Source organism: Kribbella sp. NPDC056345 (assembly GCF_042262745.1).
In the GTDB taxonomy this organism is placed as follows: domain Bacteria; phylum Actinomycetota; class Actinomycetes; order Propionibacteriales; family Kribbellaceae; genus Kribbella.
This window is the reverse complement of record NZ_JBHJQQ010000006.1, coordinates 66,545-91,678: the sequence shown is the minus strand read 5'-3', so window position 1 is coordinate 91,678 and position 25,134 is coordinate 66,545. Positions and strand designations below refer to the sequence as shown.

The following is a 25,134-nucleotide window of genomic DNA, read 5'->3' as shown; positions in this document are numbered from 1 at the left end:
TTCTCCTCAGTTCACGGCGATGGCGAGCTTGCCCGGGGCGCCGGCGCCGAAGTCGGCGAGGGCCTGGGGTGTGCGCTCGAGTTGGTAACTGGTGGTGATCGGGACGCGGATCGCACCGGAGACAACGTCCGCGGCCAGCCGCACCAGGGTGGCCTGGTCGGGGCCGGCCGGGACCGACAGCAAGCTCACTGCACGCCTCAGCGCTCACCTCCAAAGTGGAATGGTCTTTCCGGTTCACCTTGACAGTACCTTAAATGGATAGGCCTTTCCAGTTAGGTAGGATGGCGCCATGGCCACCGGCGATGAGCACGCGACCCCTCCGCTGCGCAGTGACGCGGAACGCAATCGCGAACGTGTGCTGGCCGCCGCCCGCGCAGTGTTCGCCCGCGACGGCCTCGGCGCCTCGATGGCTTCGGTCGCCCGAGAAGCAGGTGTCGGCATCGCCACGCTGTTCCGGCGTTTCCCGGCCAAGGAGGATCTCGTCGCTGCCGTGTTCGCCGACCGCATGGACGCGTACGCCGAGACCATCGAGACGGCGCTGGCCGACGCCGATCCGTGGCGCGGCTTCACCGGCTTCCTGGAGAAGGTGTGCGCGATGCAGGCCGCAGACCGCGGCTTCGCCGACGTTCTCACCATGAGCTTCCCGACCGCCAAACCCTTGGAGGCCCGCCGCCGGCAGGCCTACGAAGGGTTCGTTCAGCTGATCGACCGCGCCAAAGCCTCGGGCCGCCTCCGCGAGGACTTCGTCTCCAAAGACCTCGTCCTGCTCCTCATGGCCACCGCCGGCGTCATCAACGCAACCGGCCAGCACGCTCCGGACGGCTGGCGCCGCGTCCTCGCCTTCATGATCCAGTCCTACGAAGCACCCGCCCGGGCCCCACTGCCCGACGGCCCCACAGATACAGCGCTGTACCGCGCAATGCTGAGCCTGGGCAGCGCCCGCTCACCCTCCCTGTGACGAGCGAACCGTCAGCCTGCTCGCATGTGGTGAAGCAGCAACAACGCGGCAACAGTGTTGGCAGACCTGATCGCTCCCCCACTCACAAGATCAGGCACCTGCTTGAGCGGAAGCCACTCGCGCCGGTCCGACTCGAAGTCGTCCATCGGATGACTCACGTACTCGGCACCATCAGCCCAGTAGATGTGATGCAGCACATCCGACAGTCCATTCGCCGGCTCAACAGTCATCAAAAGCTGCAGAGGTCCGGCCCGCCACCCCGTCTCCTCCAGCATCTCCCGCGCAGCAGCCTCGACGAGACTCTCCCCATCATCAACAACACCGGCCGGCAACTCCCAGCCCCACGTCTGCGTGATGAACCGATGCCGCCACAGCAGCAGTACTTCGTTCTTCTCATTGACCGCCGCAGTCAGCGCAACCGGCCGCTGCCGAATGACGAAGTGGTCGAGGTGGCGCCCATCGGGCAGCTCGACATCCGCGAGATTGACCCGGAACCAAGGGTTCTCATAAACAGCCTTCTCGCCGAAGTTCTTCCACTCCATCAATCGTCCTTCAGGTGAGCCTCTGGAACCGAAACCGAGTCCCGAACTCTACCGACGCCGCGGGCACGGACGTCGTCCTCGGCGGCTATCGTTTGGATCCTCACCAAGGGAGATCCATGAGCGACAGCGACACTCCGACCGTCCCCGTGTGGACACTGTCCACATCCGAGGCCGCCGGCATTCCGGCGATGCCTGACGGAGACACGCTCACCGAGGAACGCTTGGCCGAACTTCGTACGGCGCTCGCCGCGTTCTCGTCGGTCCCGATGGTGACCCTTGAGGCCCATCCGTTGCCGAAGAGGCGCGCCCACGCGGCGGGCCTGCCGCTCGATGCTGTGAGCCCACTCGCGCTGGAGCTTTCACGCCTAGTCGCTGCGAACGCGAAGAATGTGTCTGCGGTCTCGCGGGTCGCGGAGTCCGGCGAGGTCCTGTACCGGATGGTGGTGCCAGCCAAGGTTGCTGCGCAGCTTGGCAAAGGCCTCGTGAAGCAGATGCGGTCCAAAGCCGTCGCGAACGGGGTGTACGACGGCCTGGTTGACGCAGCGAGCAACGTATCGGTCGCGAAGGCAACCTTCGTTCCCGTCGGAAAGGCGGCCTCCGGCGCCGGTACCGCGACAGCCGGCACCACCGCCGGAGTTGTCGCCGCGGGAGGTGCGATCACTGTCGCCGCCCCCCTGGTTCTGATGGCAATCGCGGTCGGTGCGAGCGCGTATGCCGACCAGCAGCGCCAGAAGGCGATCGAGCACATCGCCAATTTGCTGGAGAAGCTGCATGACGACAAGTTGGAGCACGAGCGCAGCGAGCTTGATGGCTGCCGCGACGCCATCGACAAGGCCACCGCTCTATTGCTGGATCGCGGAAAGGTCGGAGCATCGCTCGGCCTCGACTCGGCTGTTCACGCGATCAGCACGGCAACGGAGAAGGCCGTCCGTCGGGTGCAGAAGTGGGAGGACGCGCTCGGTGCCATCGTTGACAACCGCATCGAGGTCCCCGATCTGGAGGCTGCATTTCCAGGCATCGCCGAAGAGGGCGGCGAGTTCCGTACTCATATTGAGCTAGCGGCCCTCGCCATCGCGCTGAAGCGTCGCGTAGTCGTCCTGCAGGGCGTGGAGGCTGGTCAGAGCGACCCCGAAAACCCGTTTGAGAACTTTGTCCGAAGCCTGCGGGTCGACCACCAGAGGCTTGACAACTTGGAGGCACGCATCGACAACGTTCTTCTGCGGCTCTCGACACTCGAGTTGCGGCCTCCGAACCGCCTGATCGACAAGGTCTTGACGAGGGGGCAGGTCGATGCCCTCCTCGATACCTCCTACCGCCTCAGGGCCTTCGGCCGCGGAGTCGCCGCCACCGGTCACACGACAGATGTCGTCATCGAGATCGAGAAGCACAGTGACGGGACACTCATGGTCCTTCCGGCTCGCGCCTCCTGACTGCACGGCTGAGCCGACTGGCCGGCAGTCTCCCTGGTCGACAGCGGCGGCCCACGGTGACGGATGTCAGAGGTCGCTCTGCGCCGCAGTCCAACTATCGCGGAGTGCGGCGGTAAACCCGGCAAGGTACTCGGCACCAACCGTGAACGACCACTGCTCATATCCGATTGGGTCCACCAGGTCGCCTAGGCATCCCGCCAGGAGTGGGAGCCATTCCGCTACCGACGCGCCCCTGGGTGCTCGTCCGAGCTCAATGTCGATCCACCCGTTCTTCCAGCTCTGCAACCACTTCGTGAGTTCGAAGTCTTGCTTCGCAAGTTGCTCAAACACCGCCCATGGCAGCGAAGAAGCTACCCCGAGAGCGTCGCGGTAGCCACGGTCGCGTTCTGCCCGTCGAGCGTGTCTCATGGCATCGCTGACGTGGACCGCCAGATCCGGCAACGCCTGGTCGTCCGGATGCGTTGCGTTCACGGCGGCCCCGACACCAAATGCTGCGGTCGAGCGCTGGCAAAAGAGATCCTTTGTGGCTCTTCCGAAGTAGACCTCTACCAGGTCCGGAACGGTGCGCAGTCGCTCAGATAATTGGTCGCCGTCCCAGACTTCGTACCGGACATCGAACTCGTTCAGGCGCTCGGCTGCGGACTCTACGGCGTCAGCAATATCAGTACGTCTAGTCGACGCGCGGGTCGCGTAGATGAACGTCGTTGTAAGGTCGGCCCACCTTCCGCTAAGAAACTCCTCGACGGCCGCGGCTACGCCCGCCGGAGTCACAGCTACGATGTTGCGACACTGAATGGTCACGTATCGCCGGGTAGGCACCGGCGGTACCGCTAGTCGTAGGTAAAGATCAATGCCGTGCTGCTTCTGTCCCGATACCCCGTACTGCTGAGCGTGGTCGACGGCGAAGGTTCGACGCGCCATCGCGAGCACGAGGCGTTCAAAATTGCTCGGGGTCAGGGCCTCGAACGGCAGCCGGCTGGGCGCAGCCATGGAGATCGGCGGCGGCAACTCCGTCGGTGGCTGTTCGAGCCACGCTGGGATTGCGCTGGCCGTGGCGGCATCATCAGAACCGTTCACGGGTCCATCTTGCACCGTTGAGGCGTCGAACACTGCAGACTCACGCTGTTGCCGCAAGGTCAAGCATGCCCTCCCCTCTAGAAAGCCGCCACAGCCCTCAATGCAACGATCCCGCCGTCGAGCAGCTTCTCGGTGAGTCAGGTGTGAGCCAACGTGCTACCCATCAGGCGAGCCGTACTCGTCGAACAGCTGTGAGAGCTCCCCGAGTTCGCTACAGGCGGTTCGGCCACCTTCCGTGGCTTTGGAAGTACTGCGTCGCTTCTGGCACCTCCGCAAACTCGAGAAGGTTGCCCACCTTTGTAGCGAGCGTCTCCCGAACCTCGGCGGGAGTAGCGAAGAAGAACTCGCGGCGCAAATTCACCTGATTCAGCCTGCGGTCGCCGAACGCGCTGTGGAGCTCGCTCTCGAGCGTCACAGCGTCGTCGGAGAAGTAGAGGGCATGTACGTCGAACGGGAACGGCACCGACGCGTCGCCAAGTTCGCGGATCCGATCAAGCGGTTCAAGTCTCCGCGTGAGCCCGATCTTCACGACATCCTTGCCGAAAGCCCCAATGTTGCTGATGACATAGACATATCCTGCTCGGATGTTCGCCGCTCGGTAGTCATTCAGCTCGATGGCCTTGTCGATCTTGCCTAGTCTCGCTTCAAGATCGGCGGCCTCGTCGGACTTGCCTTGAGCTCTCAAGGCGCTCAGCGCATTGAGGTAGTGCGTCCGCTCCTTGTCCAGGCGCTCACGTTCGGCAGCAAGCTCCTGCTCGGCCCTTCGTTCCTCCCGCAGCCGCTCGCGCTCCTCTCGTGCTCGCTCGCGTTCGTCCTGCAACTTCATCAGATAGTCGGCAACGAGCTCGATTTCCTCCAACCTGAGTGTGTGATACTCAGGAGAGATCCGCATCTCCATCATGTTTCCGAGCCTGGCGATGGTCTCGACCGATGCCTCCAGCCGCTTCTTCGCGGTTGCCACAGCACCGGCGCGAAGTGACCGGACGCAGTTGTCCGCTTCCGCGTTATATGCCCGCAGCATCAACTTGGCCAGGTCGGAGGTCATCTTCCGACCCTTCGCCAGTGAGTTGTTGTAGGAGAACATGTCCGAGGCGAGGACGGCCTCTTTCGTGCGCACTTGCGTCTTGATCCGCTCGCGCACATCGGCCAGTCGATCCCGGTAAGCCTCGGCGTTCTCCAACGGATGGTGGTACTCGTAAATCCCAACCTGCTGGAGTAGCAACGCGTCGTTCAGCTCCACCAACTGTGCCCGAACGTCCTCCACGGACTGCTGCCGCTCATCGGCAACGACAACAGCAGCCTGGCGTAGGGTCTCGTCTGCGGAGGCACGCACCTCGGCGAGGCGCTTCGTTTCCGTCGCGATCTCTGCCCGGATGGCCTTCAGTCTCTCAACCTCGCCTGCCAGCGTGCTGGCTTCGGCAGGAGGACCTACTGAAGGCGCCAACGCAGGCAAGAGCTCGCTGTCCTGAGGCAACGCATCCGCATTGGCAAGGGATCCGTCTGACTCGATCACCGGCTCGTCGGGGCGACGCTCAGGCGCCTGCGAGTTCTGCTCAGTCACCAGGTCCAGAACCCAGAACGACCAACCAGGTGGTGCCATCGGCCACGACGGGTCCGGGACCCAACCATCAGGTGGCACCCAGCCGTCAGGTGGAACAGGCCATCCCGGCGGCACATTGAATCGAAATCCTTGCATCTCGCCTCCCCGAGGATCAGTGCCCGCGAACGCCAGCCGACGTGTCTATCCGCACGAGTGCATGTGGATTCTTCGAGCGCACGGCCTTCAGGTACTTCAAAGTCTCGGCCGGCGTGACCCGGGCCAGATCAAGATTGGAAAATGTCCGCCGATCGACGGCGACGGCGACGAGCGGCGTAAAGGCATCCTGTCCCGTGGCCGGATCAGTGTGCGGCACTCCACCCACCAGCGAGATACTCTCGACTTTGCCGCTGCGATCCGATTCCCAGACCTCGTGCAGAGTGCGCAGGACCATGTTCTCGATCATCGACGTGTAGCGATCCCGCTGCTCCTTCTGTGACTGCAGGGATTCAGTGATCTCGTTTGTCGCCTTGACGTACCTATACTGGCGCACCGTCGGCATCTGGTCCGGAGCGGGAAACTCGAGGCTGACCCGCAACTCTTTGGCGTCTCCATCGAACTCATAGTCGATGGACCACGGGAAACCTTCTGGATACAAGGAGTTCCCGAAGACGATTCCGAGGTACTCGGACACAGCCTCGGGCACACTCGCCTCGTAGTTGTGGATCAACGTATCAAGCTCAGCGTTGGCGGCATCGACGTCGCGCTGGCGACGCCCGCAGTCCTCGTCGTACCGGGCACGATCCGCCGCAAGCTTCCGCAATCGGTCATCCTCGGCACTTTTGTGCGCCATAACCTGCTCCAACTGACGCATCGGGATCGAGGCCGAGTAGGCCTGCCATTGGTAGTACTGGTGGTCGAAGGCCAGCCGCGCATTGGCCACCGCCACAGCATGCTTCTTCTGTCCGACCAGAGCCGACATGCCCTTCGGTGGAGCCGGCTCCAAGAAGACCGGCGGTGGCGGCGTCTCAATCGGAACGGGAGGCGGAACAGGGTGCAGATGCTGGGACTCGAATGGCGGATGCACAGCGGTCTTCCGCAACTTTTCAAGTTCCACATAGTCATCGACCTGCAACGTAGCCACAAGTATTTTGTCGATGTCTGACAGATACATCTCAAGGTTCGTGTTCAATGCAGCGACCCGTGACTCCTGCGCCTCAACATGGAGTCTCTGGGCTTCACGCATCGCCTCCGCGGCAGCCCTCTCATCGGCCCGCAGCGCAGCAATATGCGCTCGCTGAGCTGCCGCAAACGCCCGCTCAGCTTCTCGTTGTGCCCCCACCTGTGCACGAACTGCCGCCGCCTGTGCCCGCTGCCGCTCGCGTTGCGCGACCGCGGACTGATGCTGCAACTCCGCGAAGAAACCACGTCTCCGACCCATGTTCACCCCATATGCATGCGTGCCACTGATGGCACGCTCGCGCCCCTAGCTCACGCTCCGCGAGCCCCCTTAACGCACTCTGCACCATAGTTGCATTCAGTGACCAGCACCATCCTTCAAGCAAACGGTGGCCGACGCGCATTGACCCCGACGCAATTCTGCGAACCCCGCACCGCCGAACGATGTCCTCGATCAAGGCGGCGGCCGTGAAACCTGCCCACTGACGGTCAGTCGAAACGACCGATGGGTGGGACGACAGCAGGCCGCGGCTGATACAGGTGGAGCGCCTCGGCGTACCGACCGAAAGTACGAGGGAGGGGCCGTGCCATCGGCCAGGCGAGGTCCGGCCTCCTGGCCGAGGTGCCCGGCGCTGGGCTCAGCGATCGTGGACGTACCGATCCTCACCACACACGGAGCCCAGGATGAGAACACATCAAACCACCACCACCCTGGAAGACCAGCCGATCCCGGTGAGAGCCAAGCTCGCCGCAGCGTGGACAAGCTTCATGTTCCTGTACGCCTACGTGGACATTCTCAACTTCTTCACGCCCGGCGTCATCGAAGACATCCTCGCCGGCAAGGTCTTCGAGTTCGACCTCTCCCAGACCTTCTCGACCACGGCGCTGACCCTCGTGAGCATCCCCACCCTCATGATCGTGCTGTCGATGACGCTGCCCGCCCGGGTCAACCGCATCACGAACCTCATCGTGGCCTCGCTCTACGTCCCCGTCACGGCATTCAACGCGCTGGGCGAGTCCTGGCTGTTCTTCTACGGCCTCGGCATCGCACTGGAACTCATCCTTCTCGCCCTCATCCTGCGCTACGCCTGGACCTGGCCCCGCACCGCACCGTCGGTGACCAGCCCCGACCGTGAAACCGTTCGCGCCCAGCAGCAATAGGTTGCTCGGGTGAGGGCCGCACGGCGTGAGTGCCGTGCGACCCCCAACTGTCGTCAGGTCATGAGCACAGGAGTCCGAGGACCGTCGCCGTGCCGGGGTGCCCCGGGCTCGGCGCGTAGCCGGGATTCACTCGCACGATGGCGATCGCGGGCTTGGTGCCGCTGATGATGTTCCCGTTCTTGACCACCTTGGACGTGACCAGTACCGCGGTGTACCGCGGAAGGGCATTCGACGGCGGCGGGCTGTTGCCCGGCAGGGTGCGCCAGGTCCCGCCACAGGTGGTCCGTCCGGCCGGGTCATTGGAGAAGCCCTTGAAGCTGTTCGGGGCCGTCCCGCCACTCACCGAGTTCGCGAGGTACCACGTGTCGCTCCAGAAGGTCGCCGTACCTCCGACGGTGGCGTTGCCGTCACCGATGACGAAGTTGCCGCCCGGTGTCCAGGTGAAGACCACCACCGATGCACTCGTTGTCGATGGCAAGTAATACGCGTCGCCGCTGAAGGCGGCCGTCACCGTCGTCGGTCCGCCGGGTTGGTTCACCGATGCGATCGTGCAGCTGGCAGTACCGCCGGCATTCGTGACTCCGGAGCAGGACTGCGCTCCCGGACCCGCGCCGAGGGTGAGCTGGACGGTCCGCCCGGCGACCGGCGTCGGGTCGTCCTCGGTCAGGCGAGCCGACAGAGTTGCCGGATCACCGTTGCCGACGAACGCGGGACCCGTGTACGTGAGTGTGGTCTGCTCCTTGTTCAAGGTGAACGCAACACCAGGCGAGGTGGTCGCCTCGTACTGCGCCGAACCCGCGAAGCTTGCCGTAGCGGTGTACGGTCCGGGCACCTGTTGCGGGGTGAATCCACAGGTCGCCACGCCACTCGCGTTCGTCACGCCGGTACAGGTGTCAGTACCGAACCCGATCGTCAGGGTTTGGCCAGGCACGGCTGCCGAAGTGAGGGCGTCCCGCAATGTGCCGCTGACTGTCAGCGGATCGTGGTACTCGCCGCTGGTCGGTCCGGTGTACGCCGCTGTGGTCGGGTGCTTCTGCCATGTCACCGTCACCGTCGTCGTCTCACCGGCGTCCTGGGTCGTGTCCTCGTCGAGGTCCGCCCAGATGGTCACAGTGTCCGATCCCGCGGTGCCGTTGGAGTACGAGAAGGTCGCCTGACCTGCCGCGTTCGTCGTACCGGTTCCGGTCGTGTCCGACGGCGTACCGCCGCTGGCGACGGTGAAGCGAACCGGGATGAACTGTTCGTTCTCACTGTGCGCGCCGGTGACCGTGGCGGTCACGGTAGTGGTCTGTCCCCACGCGAGCGGGTTCGGGCTTGCCGTACCCGCGACGGTTGTGGGTGGCGAGAAGTCGACCCGTGCGCTCCAACCGTCGGTGGCACCGCCGACTCCGGCCCGGCCGTCTCCCCAGGAGGGGTGTACGACGTTGTCGGGACCGACATCGACTGCCAGGTAGTCGCCGAGGAAGCCGGTCGCTTCAGGCGTTGGCTGCGAATTCACCTGCACGGCTGTGAAGGCAGGCGTCGCGGCGACAGCGCCGTACGACAGGAAGACGTTGTGGTTGTTCGTCTCGTCGTCGTTGCTGTAGTAGGCGACGTGCACCCGGCCCTGTGCCACGTCGACCCAGGGCATGAACTGCCCGTCCGGGTCGGCCTCCACGTCCACGCCGGATGGCGCGGTCCACCCCGCGTTGTCGATCGCGGACGAGATCAGGATGTCGGCGTCACCGCCGTCCGCGTCGGTGTAATCGGCCCATACGACGAAAGCCCGGCCGGTGGCCGCGTCAACGTCGATGCTGACGAATGACCGGGTCCGGAAGCCGGTCGCGATCGCCGGGTTCACGTTGTCCAGGGTCGCGACCTGGACCGGCGCACCGAAGTTCTGTCCGTCATCTGTCGAGCGCGCTACCCAGACCGACGAGTCGGCGCCGTCGCCGATCCCGTTGCAGAACGTCGTCCAGGCGACGTACAGGTCACCGCTGTTGGCCTCCTGAGCCAGTTCCGCGCCGTGGTTCAGACAGCCGTTCTGCGCCGCGTCGGTCGACAGCACCAGAGGTGCCGAGAACGCGTAGCCGTCGCCTGCCCCGTTGAGATCGCGGGAGAACACAAGCTCGTTGTTGTTCGCGCCACCGAACGGCGTCCAGGCCACGTAGACGTTGTCGTTGGCGGCTCGGTCGACCAGGATGAATTCCTTGTCGTTGCAGATCGTCGTGCCGCCGGCCGCGACGATGCCGTTGGCCGGATCGGTCCAGTTGACGCCGTTGTCGGTGGATGAGCTGACGAACAGCGTGCAGGGATCCTCGCTGTCGCGGTGCGCGAGCGCGGAATAATAGATCCGCCCGCCGGCGCCGAAATCAACCGCGGGGTCGCTCATCAGCAGAGTGTCACCGTCGCCACCGACGTCGGTCACGGTCAGCGTGCCGAACGGCAGGTTGCCGCTGGTCCAGTTGCGTCCACCGTCGGTGGAGGCGTACCACTCCTGGCTGTTGCCACCGCCGCGCTCGTTCGCGCCGGCGGCCAGATGATTGGCGTCGTTCGGATCGACGACGATGTGCAACTCGCGCTCGTTCGCGGCGAGGTTGGCCATCGACACGTCTCGGATGACCGGTGTGGTCACGTGGTTTGCCGCCGCCGGCCCGGCGCTCATGCCCAGCCAGGTCAGCGGAATCAGGCTGCCGGCGACCGTCGCCCGCAATAGTCGGTGTTTCACAGTTCCCCCACTTGGTGGTGTCAGCAACTCGTTGATCGCATCGCCAACCGCCCGTCGACTACTTGTGACGGAAGAGCCAACCCACGCCCGAACCGCCAGCCTCCGGTCTGGTCGCGGAACCACAGCTGGTCGTCGCCGGCGCGGTCAGTGACGCGTGGTGTTCGATCGGCCTCGTGTCCGTCGCGATTGCTCAGTACGACGGTGTCCGCCGAACCGAACAGGCGGCCATCCGGGAAGAGCCGAGCCGCGCCTCCCGGCGGGATCGCGGCGCCGATCGAAACGCGTGCGGAGATACCCGTCGATACGGATCGAACGGACCAGCAGGCGAGGTCTACCGCCTGGCTGGTGCCGTTGAGGAGCAGCACATACTGGCCGCCCGGGGACCGATCCTCAGATGCGACCTCCACCGCGATGATCCGGATCGGACCAGCGGGTCGAGAGGTGGTCTGACTCGCCGGCGGCTGTGACACCCCAGGCGAGGACGGGGAACGTGAGGGGCTGATGGGCACCGACGACGAACTTGCCGTCGGCAAACTCGCTGGAGACGTGCCGGGTACCGGCGTCGGACCACGTCGGCCCGCGTCGTCGCTACACCCCGGCGCCAGCAACACGCCGGCAGCGAGCAGGAGTGCAACCGCAAATCCCCGTCCAGCCATGACCTAGCCCCTAGCCCGAGCGCCGCCGCGCCGTTCGCGCGGCCCCCCGACACGGGCATAAAACCGAAGGTAGACCCGACTCAAGGACCGGGCAATAGCTCGACCGTTGCCCTGCACAGTCGCCTTGCTGGGCGCGATGGAACGTCAGGCCAGCTGTGGCGTCAGACTTTCCGACAGAAGACGGGCACAAAGACACGCCGCGGCACCTCAGCAAAGGGCGCTCGCCACCCGTCCGAGGTTACTGCCCCGTTAGCCACCAATGCGCGGACCAGTTGGTGCCGCAGCCCCTCCGCCTTGCACTCGACAGGTGCTACGTTCACCGCGATCCATCATCACCCGTACGGCGGTCGTGATCTCGACAGGTACTACACCACGTCTACTGGGCAGACGGCGCAGAGCACGTCAGCCATCCGGAAGACGACTTCGAGTCGGACCGCCGCGAATGGGGTCCCGCTTGCGGGACCCCATTAGTCATTGCCCGAGGACATATCGAGGAGCATGCTGTGAGTGGGGTGGGCTAACGGGGTGGGGGAACAAATGTCGCTGAAGAGTGAGGTTGCCGAGCTGATCGACTGGCTCGACGAGCGGGCCACGAAACAACCGAGCGGTCCGCCGCCAACGCCGTTGCCTCGGGAAGACTGGCTTTTGGTCCGAAAGAACTTGGAGAGCGCAGTCACCGCTTTCAACGCCGCCGGGGACCTGGTCGCGAAGGAACCTCAAAAGTCCGCAAAGAGCGTACTCGCGGACCTTGCCTTCGATCTCGCCAACGAAACACAGATTCTCGCGGATCGCGCGTATGTGATATCGCGGCGCGCCGGGCCGAAGGTGACCAAGACGGCGGAGGAACTTACCGAAGAACTTGCCATCGAGTCCAAGCAGAACAAGGACCTGACAACCACCGTCGCGACCCTCAAAGAACAGGTCGCACGCTTGGAGGCCGGCGCCCCGAAGGCGGAAGCGAAGGTGAAGAAACAGGTAGAGCACAAAGATGTCGGGCCCGCCGACAGGGTCAAGTCGGGCCAGACGTCGCTGACCACTGCACGCAAGAACCTGTTCAAGGTAACTCCGGCCGAACAAGTGGTCGTTGACTTCGCCGAGGACTTGGACCTGCTGGACGACCTCATCGAAGGATGGCGAAGAGTCGAACGAAGGACACCCTGATGGCCACGGAAGGCGCTCCGGAGGCGGACACACGGACTGCAGCGGACTACGGGAAGGTCGCCGACAGTCTGCGTAATCGGGTTGATCTCTTCGGTAAGACCCTGGCTGGTTTTGCCACTATTGCGACTGGTGCCGTCGGGCTCACCACACTGAGCAATTTGGTCCCAGAAGACGCAACACCCCATTGGCTTCGTATCGGGTTGGCAGTCGCCGGACTGCTCCTTGCAGCGTTCGGGGCCATCACCCTTGCCGTGCTCTTGATGAAAGCCGGCGACGCGGCCGTAGTCGAGGTCGAGAAGCTTGGTCTGACCGAGGACGAAAAGCGCCTGATCGACCCGATCTTCACGGAGGCGGCACGCCGTTTCGGCCTTTCCAGCCTTGGCGCCCTGGACGAGAAGGAGATCAGCCTGCGCCGGTCCGCAGCTCGGATGCCCGTTGGCGACACGCGCAAGTTCCGGGAAGAGCGGGCACTCGAGATTCGCACTCAAGTCGAGCTCGCTCTGGCCCGCAGCCAGGTCGCGGTGGTTCGACGGCGAGCTTCCTCAGCGGTGAGCGGGACGCTGGCAAAATGCTGCTACGCGTTTGTGGCGGTCGGCCTGGTCGTGTTTGCCCTGGCGGCGGACGCCTCCTCACAGAACCGCAGCGATCAGATCGCGACCGCCAAGGCATGCGCCGAGGCGCGAAAGGCCGGCGCAACCGTCGCCGACGGCCTCGACGTGTCAGGGTGCCTGGCCGTCGCACCGACTCCGGCGGAAGCGCCTGCAAAGCCGTCGTCCCAGGAGTTGCGAGCCGACATCGTGCTGCGACTGGGGGAACTGCTCACCGTCTGCGAGAAGGGTTCTGTGTCCAATCCCGAGACAGCGGCCGGAAGCGTCAAGTTCGGACCGGGCGATTGCCAAGCCATCAAGGACGCCCTCACAGCAATCCTCCAAGGCTCCCAACCGGACAAGTAACCCGGAGCGGTCGGTGTCGGCGGGCGCGACCGCGCCGCGCGTGCCAGGCTTGCACACGGCGAGTCTGCTGCCAGGTGGTGAAGGGGATAAGCGTGAACGATCTGCAGGAAAGCTGCGTCGTCAACGGCATCGAGCTGTCCTATCGGTACGTGCCGGGTGATGCACCGAGCATCGTGTTCATCTCCGGACTGGGCGGGTCGGGCGAGGAGTGAGGCAGCGTGATCGAGCGCCTTCCCGTTGGGCTGTCCACGTTGGTCTATGCCCGAGCAGGCGGCACGGTGCGGGTGAGCGTGCGGGACGAGGCGTTCATCGACTGGAATGCGACAGGACGCCGCACCGATGGAGACTAAGGAACTCCAGGCCGAGCTCGAGCGGCGAGCTGCGCTGGACCAGGAAGCCCGCAGCGCGGTGGACGGCTGGTCAGAGGACCCTCGCACCGAGTTGTGGGATGTGGTCAACAAGGTGGATGCCGACAACACCCGCTGGCTGCTCAAGTTCGTGACCGAGCACGGCTGGCCGCGAATGTCCGATGTCGGTGAGGAAGCGGCCACGAACACGTGGCTGCTGGCGCAGCACGCAGACAGCCGGCCGGAGGACCAACTCCTCTTTCACCGTCTCATGGCGGCAGCAGTGGAGGCAGGTGAGGCGCCGCCACGGCTTTTCGCCTACCTGGAAGACCGCGTGCGCACCAACGCCGGCCAACCTCAGCTGTACGGCACGCAATTCATCGATCGCGGTGAGGGCCTCGAAGTGCAGCCAATCGAGGATCCCGAAGGACTGGCGGCAAGACGGCTGGCGATGGGAATGGAACCGTTCGAGGAAAACGAGGCGAGGCTGCGTGCCATCTGGAAACACGACAGCGAGCCAGCGCCTGCCCAGCCTCCCTCCAGCAGTTGAGCGCCACCCTGGGTCATTCCTGTCGCATATGGTGAAGCAACAACAAAGCGGCCGCGGCGTTGGCCGACCTGATCGCTCCCGTACGAACAAGGTCAGGCACCTGGCTGAGCGGGACCCACTCCCGACGGTCCGATTCGAAATCATCCACCGGATGACTCACGTACTCAGCACCGTCAGCCCAGTAGACGTGATGAAGCACATCCGACAGTCCATTCGCCGGCTCAACCGTCATCAGATGCTGCAGGGACCCGGCCCGCCACCCCGTCTCCTCCAGCATCTCCCGCGCTGCAGCCTCGACAACGCTCTCCCCGTCATCGACGACACCAGCCGGCAACTCCCAGCCCCACGTCTGCGTGATGAATCGATGCCGCCACAGCAGCAGTACCTCGTTCTCCGCATTGACTGCCGCAGTCAGCGCAACCGGCCGCTGACGAATGACGAAGTGGTCGAGGTGTGTCCCGTTCGGCAACTCGACATCGGCGAGATTGACCCGAAACCAAGGATTCTCATAGACAGCGTCCTCGCCCAAGTTCTGCCATTCCATCACGCGTCCTTCACCACGCCTCCGGGGTGCAAGTCATGCGCGGCCTTCGCGAGATAATCCGCCAGCGGCACCGACTGAGCGATGGCGGCGTCGCGCCACCTCAGGTGTTCGGCGATGTCATCGGGATCACTCACAAGCTCAGCGCCGACGAACGCATAGGCATCGTCGTAGTGCATCTGCCAGACGTCGCGGTCGTCGAAGAGCCAGAAGTCATGCTGAGGTACTCCTTCGGGCCAGGTGCCCTCAGGCGCCTCGATAATCCGAATCTCATCGCCGGCGGCGTCCATCTGTGGGTAGCCGGCGAGCTCGAACCGGGTGTAGTCCGTCAACGGCTCCACGATCACGCGCACCCTGGTCATCTTGTGTCCGGAGTCCGTATGCCCCTTGACCATTGACGTCCACCACGACAAGTCGAGGTCGTACGTACCATCGGCGAGAAATCGGGCTACGGCCTCCTCCTCCTCGCCTGTCGCGTCGTACGTCTGCAGTCCCTCGAGCCTGAATGCAGACTGACTGAAATCCTCGAACAGACTCAGCCACTCCGCCGTGTCAGCCGGTCCGATCCAACGACTCACCGCTGACCTCCGTTGCCTTCAGCATCCAGGAACACCTCAACCTCGGGCCGCCTTCGCTCAGCAAGGATCTCTCGCAGTCCGTCGACCTCAGTCAGGAAGCGTTCCTCGGAGATCTGTTGCTGGTTGCCTTGTTGGGCGAGCAGTGGAAATGGATGCCCCGGCCGGGGATCCTCCACGTACCGTGGGAGCAGGTGCGTGTGGAGATGAGGGCTTGTATTGCCCAGGGTCTCGTAGTTCATCTTCAGGGGGCGGTAGTAGACCATCAGCGCTCGCGCCACCCTCATCGTCTCCAGCCAGTAGCCGGCCGCAGGCCATTGAAACGTCATTGGAGCGTTGTTCCTCCCTCGGTAGTCCACGTGCCGACCGAAGGCCGGGTCAGGCCAAGCTCGCCGACACAATCCACCCCTCCGCAGACCGAGTGAGTTGTGCGCGACTCGCCTCGAGTCCGGGTCGATCAGCGTCCTGCCACGCCCGGATGACGTCGTGCAGTTTGATGACCGCGGGCGAGTCTTCGCGGTTGCCGAGCAGTTCGCCCTCGGCTGTCAGTACGGCGGCGTTGCTCCCGCTGCTGAAGCCAATGGCGGTGATCCAGTCCGGCGCTCCCGTGCCAAAGGCAGTCAGGTTGGATCGACTGCTGCCTTCTTGGCCAACGCAGTAGGCTCGAAAATCTCTCCATCGCGCGGCCTGCTCTTGCTCCAGGTTGCTGAAGGCAACCTTCTGAGAGAAGTCCGGGTACTGGAGCATGGCGAGTGTGTCCCCCGGATCTTGCTCTGGCGTCATCTCCCGCCAGCCGACCGATACCCACGCCGGCGACTCGCCCTCGACACTGGCGTCTACAAAGAACAGCGGGATGCCTAGCGTGGTGTTGATCTCGACCCCCATGTCGACGTACACCGCAGGGCCGAGCATGGGGTCGACCGGCTCGCCTTGGTCGTCGATGGTGAGCGTGACATGTCCGACTGTTCGAGCGACCGGTGCGATGTAGACCGGCGTCGCGATGCGGGCGCCAGGCGCGCATTGCGCTACCCACGCTGCAGGGATGTGGGTCGGCGTCGCCCACCCGATCACGACGTCGTACGGCGCCTGTTCGGGCGCACCGCCGTGACCATCCCCGCTGACCAGAGTCAGGTTCGAGACGCCACGCTCGGCGTGCAGTTTGCCCGCTCGCTCGGTCAGACCCGGGTCGATGTCAATAGACACAACGTGCCCACTAGCGCCGACCATCTCCGCGAGCAACGCGCCGGTATATCCGGTGCCAGTGCCGATCTCCATGACCCGCATACCAGGCTCGACTGCGGCCCGGGCAAGGTCCCTCTCGATAGCCGCTTGTGCGGTGGACTGCGGAACTGAGCCCAGCTCGGGGTGGTTCGTGTAGTGGTGCCGGGAGACGGCCTGCACAGCGGTGGAGATCAGGTCGGACACAGCTTTCCCTTCGGTACAGCTTTCAGATTCGGATGGTGACGTGGAACGGACGGTCTGGCGTGTCAGGCTCGCCGACCGGCTGGTTGTTGATCTCGATCCAGGCGTGAGACTGGGCTGGCTGGAACCGGGCGCCGATGCACCAATCCACTCCGTGCCCGGCCGATGCGGCAATCAAGACGGCGGCCAGCGAGGACTCCATACAGGCAGACCGACCTGGGAAGCGGGCGGCTGCCCAGTCTCGTGCGCCGATGACCGCGAGGACCCGCCGTCCGGGGAGGGATCGCCTGCCCACCACACGCTTGAGTGTTCGGACCATGAACAGCGTCATCCTCAGCGGAAGGTGACGCGCCAGGATCGTGGCGATAAAGAGTGCGGGTAGCGCCACAAGGCGATAGCCCAGTGGCACGGACCGCTGATCCGACCCGAGGGACATCTTGACGCTCACCACTTGTCGCTCCGAAGAGCCGGCCGCATGAGCAGTCCGCGGCGGCAGAGGTCTTCCGTCAACTTGACCATGTCGATCCACACGTCGGCTTGTGGGGCGCTGAAGTGGTCCGCGACGACCTGGACCGCGCGATCCAGGTTTGCCCCGTCGAGCAGTTCCACCAGGAGTTGGGCGCCTGCGGAATTGACCGTGAACCATGTGCCTCGCCTTCTGGTGTCAAGAAGCATTGCCCCCTCGTTGGTGATGGTCGCGGCAACATAGGGCGGCAGCCTGTAGCCATACTGGATCCGGATATCAGGCATGGCTGCTCACAGGTGTCCGCCGCCACGTGGCGTGGTTTCGGCCGGCAGCCTCTGTCTGCAACCACACCTCGGTTGCGATCAATGCTTCGAGACTGGCGAACCGTCCGGGCGCGCCAGCTGCGATCCGGGCGAGGTGCCGCTTGGCGGTCGCGCGATCCAACAAGCCGTAGTCCGCCAGTACGGAGTTGTCTAGCAGGCTTCGCAGCGTCGCGATGTTGCGCCGGACCCCGGTGTAGGCGTTGCCGTCGTAGGAGCCCTTCGTAGGACGGCGCAAGATGAACTCGGGCACACAGTCGCGAAGCGCCGCCTCCAGGAGCGGCTTCTGGATGGCGATGGACTGCAACTGATGTGGGGCCACGGACATACACGCTCGTACGACGGCATTGTCGAGCATCGGCGCATGCGCGGGAATGCCGGTGGCGCGGAGTTGGGCCGTCAGCTCGGCTTGGTAGGTGCCGAACTCCCGCAGCTCATCCCATGACCGTCGCACACTCAGCGCCGTACGGCCGGGCTCCTGTTTCTCACCTTCGAGGCGGGCTCGACCCACCAGTTCCTGGCGCGCGTCGTGGGACAGCCAACCGGCGACTGCGAGTGGCGTGTACCAGCTCAGGGAGAACGTTCGCTTCATGTCGTCGTCAGCGTGTGCGTTGGCGATCGTGTCGGCCAACTGCAGGAGACCCTGACGCTGATCAACTCGCGACAGCCGGATGGCTTCCTTGATGACCTTCGACGTCGACCACTGACGCAGTCTGGCCCGTGCCGAGGCGTGGCGTGTGAGTATCGGGAGCCAGGTCGGCCGGACCAGGTCAGCCAAGTAGGTCGACGGCGCCGTCAGGACTGCGTCGCCGCCCGATCCGGTCAGGTGAAGGTCGGTTCCTGCCTCGAGCACCCGCTGATGCAGAACGGACCGCATCGACCAACGAGTGGCATCACTGAACGGCTGGTCAGTACGTGGGCCTTCCAGCAGGCGGTCGAAGAACAGTCCGTTCTCGCCGTTGGTCACCACCAAGTGCTCGACATTGCGGTGTTCCGCGGCTCGCTTGGCATAGGTGATGTCGTCGTTGCCGCTCACCGGGTCGTCTCGTGTGGCCGCGAGCACCTTCTTACCTGACCGCGCAGCCAGTAAGGCCAAACTGGTTGAGTCCAGGCCTCCGGAGAAGTCGGCCGACACCCGCTCGACGCCCCAGGCCCGCCTGGTTGTAGCCATGGCCAAGGCCGACCGCAGATTCTGGGCCGCCTCGCCGAACGATGCTGACGGCCGTTCCTTCTCGTACGGCGTGACAGTGGCTAGCCGCCCCGTGGCGATGGTCAGAGCATGACCGCCAGGTAGCCGCTGGACGCGCTCGTACGTCGTCTCCGTGCCGGTGACCTCCGGAACAGTTGGACAGGTCATGCGGGCAACGACGGCCATCAAGTCCAGCGGCGCACCAACGAGCTCGGCCAACGGCCGAGCCTTGGTTGCCCACGCCATCGTGCCTTGCCACGGCGTGAAGTAGACCGGCCGGCTGCCGCAGACATCGGTGAGGACAGCGTGCGTGGTCCCGTCGTCTGCAATGACCCAGTACGACCCTGGCCACAACGTCAGAGCCCGCCAATCGTTGCATCGCACCGCATCCAGACCGGCCCGCAGCTCCGCGCTACTTGCGTAGCAATCACCGGCGACCAACAAACGACAACCCGTCTCATCAGAGACAACTCGCCACCTCTCAGCCGCGGCATCAACCATCCAGACGGCCCGCTCCCCCACCCACCCCGCCACGCCGCGCTCCGGCGCAGCATCAACGACATTCCCTGCGATCCACATGCCACCCTCCCTCGGCGCGCGGTGGCGACCTCCGCAGATCAGGCCGCCACCACACCTGAGCCTTTACTCGAAATACCGACCCTCGTCCTGGCTGTCCTCGGCGTACTTGCCGAGCGTCACCTCCGACGTCTCGCCCAGCTCGATCAGCTCCGGCGTCATGTACTGCTCCACGTCGTTCGTCATGCGGATCACCTCCTCTCCCTTCGATCGGAATGTGGTCGGTCGGGGCTCACCTCCAGCTGGCCTAGGACGGCGGGAGATCTACGGCGACAGCGGGTTCGTTCGTCACTCGTAGGCTCGAGAACCTCTGACGCATCGCCAACTCGAATCCGGCAGCACTCATCGGGTCATCCAGGTGATCGATGATCAGGTGCTGGCCGAACCAGACACAGATACGCCGCATCGATTCGGGCTGCGGCTCAAGGACGTCGCCGAGGCGTGTGGACATGCCGTCAACGATCACGGAAAGCTGAACTATGCTGAACTGACTGTGAGTGCGGGTTTCCGCGGTGGCCGTGAGCGGAGAGGGTTGAGCGCCAGCGATGACGCCGTCCGATAGTCAGACCGGCATGCGGGGCTGGGTAACTCCCGGCTCCGAGATCGGCATCGTTTCAGGATTTGTCCTGAAACTGATCCGCGGGTCTCTCACGCTCACCCAAGCCGATCTCGCCGAACGCCTCGGCGTCGACATCAGCACCATTCAAGGCTGGGAAACCGGCAAGCGACCGCTCACCGCTCTGCGCACCGCCGACCTGCTACGTCTCAAGACGCGCCTCATCACCCTCGGCGCAGCTCCCTCAGTGGTGATCACCCTCCAGGATGCAGTCGAAGCCGACGGCATCCTGTCGATGGCGGTTTCAGCCGGCGGCCGTCCAGTCAGCGCTGACATGAACCCCCTCGGCGCAGCAGTCCACCGACGCTGCCTCGTCAACATGATCACCTGGCCGTTCACCGGCATCTTGCCCCTACCGCTACGCGAGCTAGCCGAAGCCCCCGGCCGCGGTCCTGTCGCCAAACGCCCGACCTTGGCCCACATAGATCAGACGCGCTTCTTCGACCATCTCCTGGCCATCGTCGAGTCGCGCGATGCTGCACGCTCCCCCGTGCTCCGCCGACAAGCGATGTACCTCCTGGGGTTCGACCACCGGCCCACATCCACGCAGTGGCTGACTGCAGAGCACGAGCGGACATTCAAGGTCGCCACCCCGACGTCGGACCTCCCTCGCGGTATCGCCGCGAGGTCCGCCACTCTGGCATTGGCCCGTCGCGGCGACAGCGAGCCCCTCCGCCACTTCATCAAGACCACTCTGAGCAGCGAACAGCACGCCGCCGCCAACCTGGCCTACTGGGCGTACTGGCTAGGCGAGATCACCGAGCTCTACGCCGATGACACCTACCTCATCTCAGCTGCCGACGATCACACCTGGACCGGCAGCCGAGTCGCAACCCACCTGCTGACGCAACTAGACAACCCAGTCCACAGCCCCATCAACATCAACAGCATGTGGACTCTCGTCCTCGCCAAGCCCGACCTCCTCAAACGAGACCACAATCTCCGCTCCCAGACTCAGAAACGCGTAGAAGAGGCCCTAGACGCGGGGTTCAACGGTCAGACCAGAGACGAGTTGATTAACCTGCGATGTGCAGTACAGCTCGCCGACCGCTGACGAAGGGACCCCCGTGGCCAACGACACCACCGACCAAGACGCCGCAGGCACCATCGCCTTCGCCTACGAGATGGGCGTTCTCAAACGCCTCCGCCGCGCCGGCTGGTGGCACGCTGGCGTCCGCGACCCCGAGTCGGTCTCCGAGCACAGCCTCCGCGTAGCCCAGCTAGCAGCTCTGATCGCAGCAGAAGAGGGCGGCGACCCCGCCCGCGCCGCCTACCTCGGCATGTGGCACGACTCCCAAGAAACCCGGATCGGCGACATCCCCCACAGCGCCCGCCCCTACGTCGAAATAGCCTCCAACGAGCGCATCACCGAAGACCAAATCGCCGGCCTCCCCGACAACGCCGCGAAGAGCATCCGCGAAGCAGTCACCGAGTACGAAACCCAAGACACCCTCGAAGCCCGCTGCGCCAAAGATGCCGACCGCCTCGAGTGCCTCATGCAAGCCGTCGAGTACCGCGAGTCCGGCTACACCCGAGTAGACGGCTGGATCGAATCCTCCCGCTCCAAAATCCAAACCGACTTCGGCAAACGCCTCGCCGAAGCCGCACTCAGCGTCTCCCCTCTAGCTTGGCGCAATCGGTGACTGGTGCACGCATCGTGCGAGACGCTCATGATCCGATCCCCCAGCGGGTTAGATCCCCGCGCCGGGCCACTCTAGAGAGCGGCCCGGCGGTCTCTTTCAGGCGACGCTCGTGGACTCCCCCGGGTTGACCAGCACCACTGCACTAGCCGCGACGTCCACCGCTACCGCGAGGTACGGGACCTCGTCAGCTCCGCCGAGCAGGCCTACCTGGCTCTTGCCCTGCAAGAATGCGCTCTCCACATCGTGGCCGTTGGTGAGACCGGCATAAAACGCGGCCGCGAAGTTCAATGCGTCACCGTCCTCAACATCGCCGGTCATGCCAATCGCCAGCGGCGCTACCCCAGCGGCGACGACGCGGTCGGCGATGCGCTCAGAACCACACGAGTTAAAAACCACCAACACCGGCGGAGTCTGCGTAGCCGCACACGCGTTAGCGAACGCGCTCGCAGTAACTACGATGCCGTCGTTGAACGTGTCCTCATCGGCTTCGAACTCGACGAACTGCTCGTTGCTGTGACCGGAGAAGTGCACCACGTGCGGTCTGAAGCGTGAGATTCCATCGACGAGGTCGCCCGGAGTGGCGGCGGCGCGGATGTCGAACTCGATGTAGTCCCGGTGAACTGCGCGCTCTACCGCTTTCCGGATCCGATCTTGTTCCCGACCGATTCGCAAGCCGCCGTCGGCCGATGCACTGAGCATCAGAACCCGCAGCTTCTCCGGGCGTGGGGTCGGCGGCCGAAATGCAGTGCCGCCCGTGACCTCGATCGAGCTGATGCGATTGTCGAGTCGCCGGCGTTCCAACTCGGCCCGACGGGCGTCCGACCGGTACTGCCGTTCCGTCTTGGCCGAATCCTCCAGTTGCTGCCGCGCAATCTTCACCTGCAGGACGCCGATCTCGGAGACGAGCTTCGCGCCCTTCACCTCCAAACCCGCGGCGTCCTGGGCAGCCTTGTTAGCAGCGTCGAGGGCTTGGTCCGCCTGCCGTGCCCGAAGCTTTCGGGTCGACTCGCTGGTCGTGCGCGTAGCCGCCACCTGCGCCTCGGCGGCGGCCTTCCGCTTCGAAGCTTCCTTCGTCCGCAGGCTCGCCGCCTTCTTACTCAGGTCGGCCTGTTGCCCCAACTTCTGCTGAAGCGAGCGCTGATTCATCGACAAACTCATCAGAGGGGCGCCTCCATAGACACCCGCACTGCCAGGCGACCAAACCCAGGCGAAACGCGCACCCATGTGTACGTGCCACCACCTGAGTCGGTATCGTCAGGCACGCGTACCCGTCCAAAGGACGCACCTGACCCCGCTCGGCCGCCGACCTCGTTCGGACCGCCCGAGCGGGGTCGTCGTTGTGCCGAGGGACATCTTCGCACACACATTCGACCGAACTGCCATTGACTGGTAGTTACATCGATTGTAACTATCGCTCATTCGCCACAGGCGGCGCTCTGAGCGATCTGCACCACTGCGTCAAGGTCCCCCACGACCGCGAGCGTCAGGAGCTTCCGGCCGATTTGGTCATGCGATCTGTTGGACGCACGCTGCAGTTCGTGGCAGTGCCTAGCTCGTGGGCAGCCTGCTAGGAAGGCGATGGTGGGGGCGGCGCATAGCGCGCGACGAAGCGGTGGGCATCGGCACTGGCGAGGTGCGAATTCACGAGTCGGCATGACCACAGTTGATAGCGGGACACGCCGTCACGGGTCATCGATCGCGTGCGGCAACGCCGTGTCGACCGACAGTCAACATCCCACTCGCCCGTGTTCAGTCCGCGCGGGCGTCAGACTGTGACCGACTTGGCCGCGGAGCGAAGAGCAACTTCGGCCACACGCGCGTCGATCGGAACACGCGATGCCGCCTCGATGCAGCGCAACTGGCGCGGAGCAAATACCGTCGGCCCTGGACCGCCTCGCTCTACGGGAACAACCAACGTTGCAGTTGGCAGTACGAAAACTTCCGTTCGATGCACCAGTCGCGGCGCCAAGTTGTATGACTGACCTTGTCGGACCGTCCGCTCCTGGAGTTCATCTAGACTCCACCGCTCAGGCGACGACTCGATGCGATTTCTGAGATCTTCGTAGTGGACGACATGAGCCAGATAGTCACCAGCCGCATCCTGAACCGGCACGAGTACGTGGTCAGTGAGTTCACCCACCAGAACCGCGCTTCGCAACTCCCAAGTGTGATCATGCAACCGTCCCAACGGATCGGCCATGGCAAGAAAGTCTTCTGTCCACAGGTGCAGCCTTGCGGTTCGCCGATCCACCAGGTTCGACAGGTCGAGGTGCAGAAAACCCAAAGGATGCTGAGTCACGGGCAATCGCCGCGACACGTCAGCCGCCGCGTTCAGTACAGCCGTCGCGAAGACGGGATCATCTACAGCGCCACCTGACTCAACCACGTCGATGGCCGACCGGAGGATGCTCTCTGCAGTCGATTCAGTTGCGGACATGATCCGTGGCGACCCTTTCCCAGTCGACGACGGACTCGGCGGCGAACCGATCAAGAAGCGACGTCTCCTCACTAGCACCCTTGACTGTCGCGGCCGAGAGGACCATGCGAACATCATCCGCCGTAACCGATTCCAATGCTTGCGGGAAGTTGCACTCAGCCAATCCGGGCAGCACCACTACGACATGTCCATGGCTCGCCTGGTGCAGTTCGTCAACGACACTGCTGTGAAGCCAAGTCCCAGGCGCCGCATACAGCCCGGGCTCCGTCAACTCTGCAACCGTTAACATCAGCCCTTCACTTGAGACGTCGTAGCGTAGAGGGCTGAAGGAGCGCAACAGGATCACCTTCGCCTCCATCCTGCGCCTCGCCGAATACCAAGCAGCTGCATAGATCGATCCAAGGATGTCCCGCTGAATCAGGCGAGCGTCCTCATTATCCCGCACGTGGCCGCTAGGAAGCGCTTTCGCCCGGTAGCTGGCATAGGCCGCACAGAGTCCCTCATCACGCGGATCCAAGAGTTCAATTGTTAGACGAACGTCTCTGTCCGTAGCATTCGACAACTCCGGCATGGTGAAACTTCGGAGCCACCTACCCGAGCCGCCTCGAAATAAATATTCTTTCGCGCCTACAACGTGAGATTTCAATAGGTTCTTGATATCTCCGGCCGGTACCTGTCGGACAGGCTCGAGTCGATCTTGGATTCTGCCGAGGATGACTTCCACCTGAGTGAGCAACTCTTCATGCCTTTTGTCGTAGCTCTTCTGGAGTCGATGCTGCGCAAAGTAGGCGAGCAGGACTACTGATGCTGCCGCAATCAGGATCTCATCCCCGTAGCCATTGGGAAGGTCGAACGGGCCGAACAGGTCTACGATCAGTGCAACCAAACCTAGGAGACCCACCACAAGTGGCAATCCGGCGCCTAGCAATCCCAGGAAGAACCTGTTCACGCTGGTCTTCGTCATCGCCCCTCCTCGACTCCGAGACTCAAGGCGCACAATCTAACCGAGGAAGCGCAGTCGCCGCCTCAGCGCAACGCGCGGTCACGTCGCGATCTGCCTCGTTCCGCCGCGACGGCCGCCCCGATTGTCC

Annotated in this window: 26 protein-coding genes; 8 read left to right on the top strand and 18 right to left on the bottom strand. The window is 64.0% G+C overall.

Annotated elements, in window-relative coordinates; translation table 11 throughout:
- Window positions 1-6 precede the first annotated feature (6 nt).
- Complete coding sequence (locus ACFCV3_RS22155; RefSeq protein ID WP_376032609.1) at window positions 7-189, bottom strand: hypothetical protein; 183 nt, start codon at window positions 187-189, stop codon at window positions 7-9.
- Between the two features lie 100 nt (window positions 190-289).
- Here ACFCV3_RS22155 and ACFCV3_RS22150 point away from each other — a divergent pair, with 100 nt between their 5' ends.
- Window positions 290-958 (top strand): TetR/AcrR family transcriptional regulator, encoded by a 669-nt coding sequence (locus ACFCV3_RS22150; RefSeq protein ID WP_376032608.1) that lies wholly within the window; start codon window positions 290-292, stop codon window positions 956-958.
- Between the two features lie 11 nt (window positions 959-969).
- Here the strand turns inward: ACFCV3_RS22150 and ACFCV3_RS22145 are convergent, their stop codons facing one another.
- Window positions 970-1,500 (bottom strand): NUDIX hydrolase, encoded by a 531-nt coding sequence (locus ACFCV3_RS22145; RefSeq protein ID WP_376032606.1) that lies wholly within the window; start codon window positions 1,498-1,500, stop codon window positions 970-972.
- A 116-nt stretch (window positions 1,501-1,616) separates the two neighbouring features.
- Between ACFCV3_RS22145 and ACFCV3_RS22140 the strand changes: the two genes are divergently transcribed.
- Window positions 1,617-2,930, top strand: coding sequence for a hypothetical protein (locus tag ACFCV3_RS22140; RefSeq protein WP_376032604.1), 1,314 nt, complete (start codon window positions 1,617-1,619; stop codon window positions 2,928-2,930).
- Between the two features lie 66 nt (window positions 2,931-2,996).
- On the opposite strand, the gene ACFCV3_RS22135 is transcribed toward ACFCV3_RS22140, so the two are convergent.
- The 3 genes from ACFCV3_RS22135 to ACFCV3_RS22125 all read right to left on the bottom strand — a co-directional run bounded on the left by ACFCV3_RS22135 (window position 2,997) and on the right by ACFCV3_RS22125 (window position 6,985).
- Window positions 2,997-4,007 (bottom strand): hypothetical protein, encoded by a 1,011-nt coding sequence (locus ACFCV3_RS22135; protein ID WP_376032603.1) that lies wholly within the window; start codon window positions 4,005-4,007, stop codon window positions 2,997-2,999.
- Window positions 4,008-4,218: 211 nt separating this feature from the next.
- The gene (locus ACFCV3_RS22130; protein WP_376032601.1) at window positions 4,219-5,568 is read right to left on the bottom strand and encodes a DUF4041 domain-containing protein; all 1,350 of its coding nucleotides are present in this window, start codon (window positions 5,566-5,568) and stop codon (window positions 4,219-4,221) included.
- A gap of 151 nt (window positions 5,569-5,719) precedes the next feature.
- Window positions 5,720-6,985 (bottom strand): hypothetical protein, encoded by a 1,266-nt coding sequence (locus tag ACFCV3_RS22125; RefSeq protein WP_376032599.1) that lies wholly within the window; start codon window positions 6,983-6,985, stop codon window positions 5,720-5,722.
- A 422-nt stretch (window positions 6,986-7,407) separates the two neighbouring features.
- Between ACFCV3_RS22125 and ACFCV3_RS22120 the strand changes: the two genes are divergently transcribed.
- Entirely contained in the window at window positions 7,408-7,884 is a 477-nt protein-coding gene (locus ACFCV3_RS22120; protein WP_376032598.1) for a DUF6326 family protein, read from the top strand.
- Between the two features lie 58 nt (window positions 7,885-7,942).
- Here the strand turns inward: ACFCV3_RS22120 and ACFCV3_RS22115 are convergent, their stop codons facing one another.
- Complete coding sequence (locus ACFCV3_RS22115) at window positions 7,943-10,591, bottom strand: hypothetical protein (protein ID WP_376032597.1); 2,649 nt, start codon at window positions 10,589-10,591, stop codon at window positions 7,943-7,945.
- A 20-nt stretch (window positions 10,592-10,611) separates the two neighbouring features.
- Window positions 10,612-10,998 (bottom strand): hypothetical protein, encoded by a 387-nt coding sequence (locus ACFCV3_RS22110; RefSeq protein WP_376032596.1) that lies wholly within the window; start codon window positions 10,996-10,998, stop codon window positions 10,612-10,614.
- A gap of 786 nt (window positions 10,999-11,784) precedes the next feature.
- Here ACFCV3_RS22110 and ACFCV3_RS22105 point away from each other — a divergent pair.
- From ACFCV3_RS22105 to ACFCV3_RS22095, 3 genes are all read left to right on the top strand, one after another.
- Window positions 11,785-12,408, top strand: a complete 624-nt coding sequence (locus ACFCV3_RS22105; RefSeq protein WP_376032595.1) for a hypothetical protein — start codon at window positions 11,785-11,787, stop codon at window positions 12,406-12,408.
- On the top strand, window positions 12,408-13,361 hold the full coding sequence (locus ACFCV3_RS22100) for a hypothetical protein (protein WP_376032593.1): 954 nt from the start codon (window positions 12,408-12,410) through the stop codon (window positions 13,359-13,361). The genes ACFCV3_RS22105 and ACFCV3_RS22100 overlap by 1 nt, the downstream gene beginning before the upstream one ends.
- A 339-nt stretch (window positions 13,362-13,700) precedes the next feature.
- Window positions 13,701-14,258, top strand: coding sequence for a DUF6624 domain-containing protein (locus tag ACFCV3_RS22095; protein WP_376032591.1), 558 nt, complete (start codon window positions 13,701-13,703; stop codon window positions 14,256-14,258).
- Between the two features lie 13 nt (window positions 14,259-14,271).
- On the opposite strand, the gene ACFCV3_RS22090 is transcribed toward ACFCV3_RS22095, so the two are convergent.
- The 8 genes from ACFCV3_RS22090 to ACFCV3_RS22055 form a co-directional block, all read right to left on the bottom strand.
- Entirely contained in the window at window positions 14,272-14,802 is a 531-nt protein-coding gene (locus ACFCV3_RS22090) for an NUDIX hydrolase (protein ID WP_376032589.1), read from the bottom strand.
- The gene (locus tag ACFCV3_RS22085; RefSeq protein ID WP_376032587.1) at window positions 14,802-15,377 is read right to left on the bottom strand and encodes a DUF6879 family protein; all 576 of its coding nucleotides are present in this window, start codon (window positions 15,375-15,377) and stop codon (window positions 14,802-14,804) included. Before ACFCV3_RS22085 ends, ACFCV3_RS22090 begins: the two co-directional genes overlap by 1 nt.
- On the bottom strand, window positions 15,374-15,703 hold the full coding sequence (locus ACFCV3_RS22080) for an HIT domain-containing protein (RefSeq protein WP_376032585.1): 330 nt from the start codon (window positions 15,701-15,703) through the stop codon (window positions 15,374-15,376). Before ACFCV3_RS22080 ends, ACFCV3_RS22085 begins: the two co-directional genes overlap by 4 nt.
- Window positions 15,704-15,752: 49 nt before the next feature.
- Window positions 15,753-16,799, bottom strand: a complete 1,047-nt coding sequence (locus tag ACFCV3_RS22075) for a protein-L-isoaspartate O-methyltransferase (protein ID WP_376032584.1) — start codon at window positions 16,797-16,799, stop codon at window positions 15,753-15,755.
- 22 nt (window positions 16,800-16,821) lie between these two features.
- Window positions 16,822-17,244, bottom strand: a complete 423-nt coding sequence (locus ACFCV3_RS22070; protein WP_376032582.1) for a lasso peptide biosynthesis B2 protein — start codon at window positions 17,242-17,244, stop codon at window positions 16,822-16,824.
- Window positions 17,241-17,546 carry a PqqD family protein gene (locus ACFCV3_RS22065; RefSeq protein ID WP_376032580.1) on the bottom strand — a complete coding sequence of 102 codons (306 nt, stop codon included), beginning with the start codon at window positions 17,544-17,546 and terminating at the stop codon, window positions 17,241-17,243. Before ACFCV3_RS22065 ends, ACFCV3_RS22070 begins: the two co-directional genes overlap by 4 nt.
- The gene (locus tag ACFCV3_RS22060; RefSeq protein WP_376032578.1) at window positions 17,539-19,350 is read right to left on the bottom strand and encodes an albusnodin/ikarugamycin family macrolactam cyclase; all 1,812 of its coding nucleotides are present in this window, start codon (window positions 19,348-19,350) and stop codon (window positions 17,539-17,541) included. The genes ACFCV3_RS22065 and ACFCV3_RS22060 overlap by 8 nt, the downstream gene beginning before the upstream one ends.
- 244 nt (window positions 19,351-19,594) lie before the next feature.
- Window positions 19,595-19,798 (bottom strand): hypothetical protein, encoded by a 204-nt coding sequence (locus ACFCV3_RS22055; protein ID WP_376032576.1) that lies wholly within the window; start codon window positions 19,796-19,798, stop codon window positions 19,595-19,597.
- Between the two features lie 94 nt (window positions 19,799-19,892).
- Between ACFCV3_RS22055 and ACFCV3_RS22050 the strand changes: the two genes are divergently transcribed.
- Window positions 19,893-21,017, top strand: coding sequence for a helix-turn-helix domain-containing protein (locus tag ACFCV3_RS22050; RefSeq protein ID WP_376032574.1), 1,125 nt, complete (start codon window positions 19,893-19,895; stop codon window positions 21,015-21,017).
- A 13-nt stretch (window positions 21,018-21,030) separates the two neighbouring features.
- Window positions 21,031-21,606: an HD family hydrolase gene (locus ACFCV3_RS22045; RefSeq protein ID WP_376032572.1), complete on the top strand. Its 576-nt coding sequence runs from the start codon at window positions 21,031-21,033 to the stop codon at window positions 21,604-21,606.
- A gap of 96 nt (window positions 21,607-21,702) precedes the next feature.
- Here the strand turns inward: ACFCV3_RS22045 and ACFCV3_RS22040 are convergent, their stop codons facing one another.
- The 3 genes from ACFCV3_RS22040 to ACFCV3_RS22030 all read right to left on the bottom strand — a co-directional run bounded on the left by ACFCV3_RS22040 (window position 21,703) and on the right by ACFCV3_RS22030 (window position 25,007).
- Window positions 21,703-22,764: a CHAT domain-containing protein gene (locus ACFCV3_RS22040; RefSeq protein ID WP_376032570.1), complete on the bottom strand. Its 1,062-nt coding sequence runs from the start codon at window positions 22,762-22,764 to the stop codon at window positions 21,703-21,705.
- 607 nt (window positions 22,765-23,371) lie between these two features.
- Complete coding sequence (locus ACFCV3_RS22035) at window positions 23,372-24,043, bottom strand: hypothetical protein (RefSeq protein WP_376032568.1); 672 nt, start codon at window positions 24,041-24,043, stop codon at window positions 23,372-23,374.
- Window positions 24,030-25,007, bottom strand: coding sequence for a hypothetical protein (locus ACFCV3_RS22030; protein WP_376032566.1), 978 nt, complete (start codon window positions 25,005-25,007; stop codon window positions 24,030-24,032). Before ACFCV3_RS22030 ends, ACFCV3_RS22035 begins: the two co-directional genes overlap by 14 nt.
- Window positions 25,008-25,134: the final 127 nt, after the last annotated feature.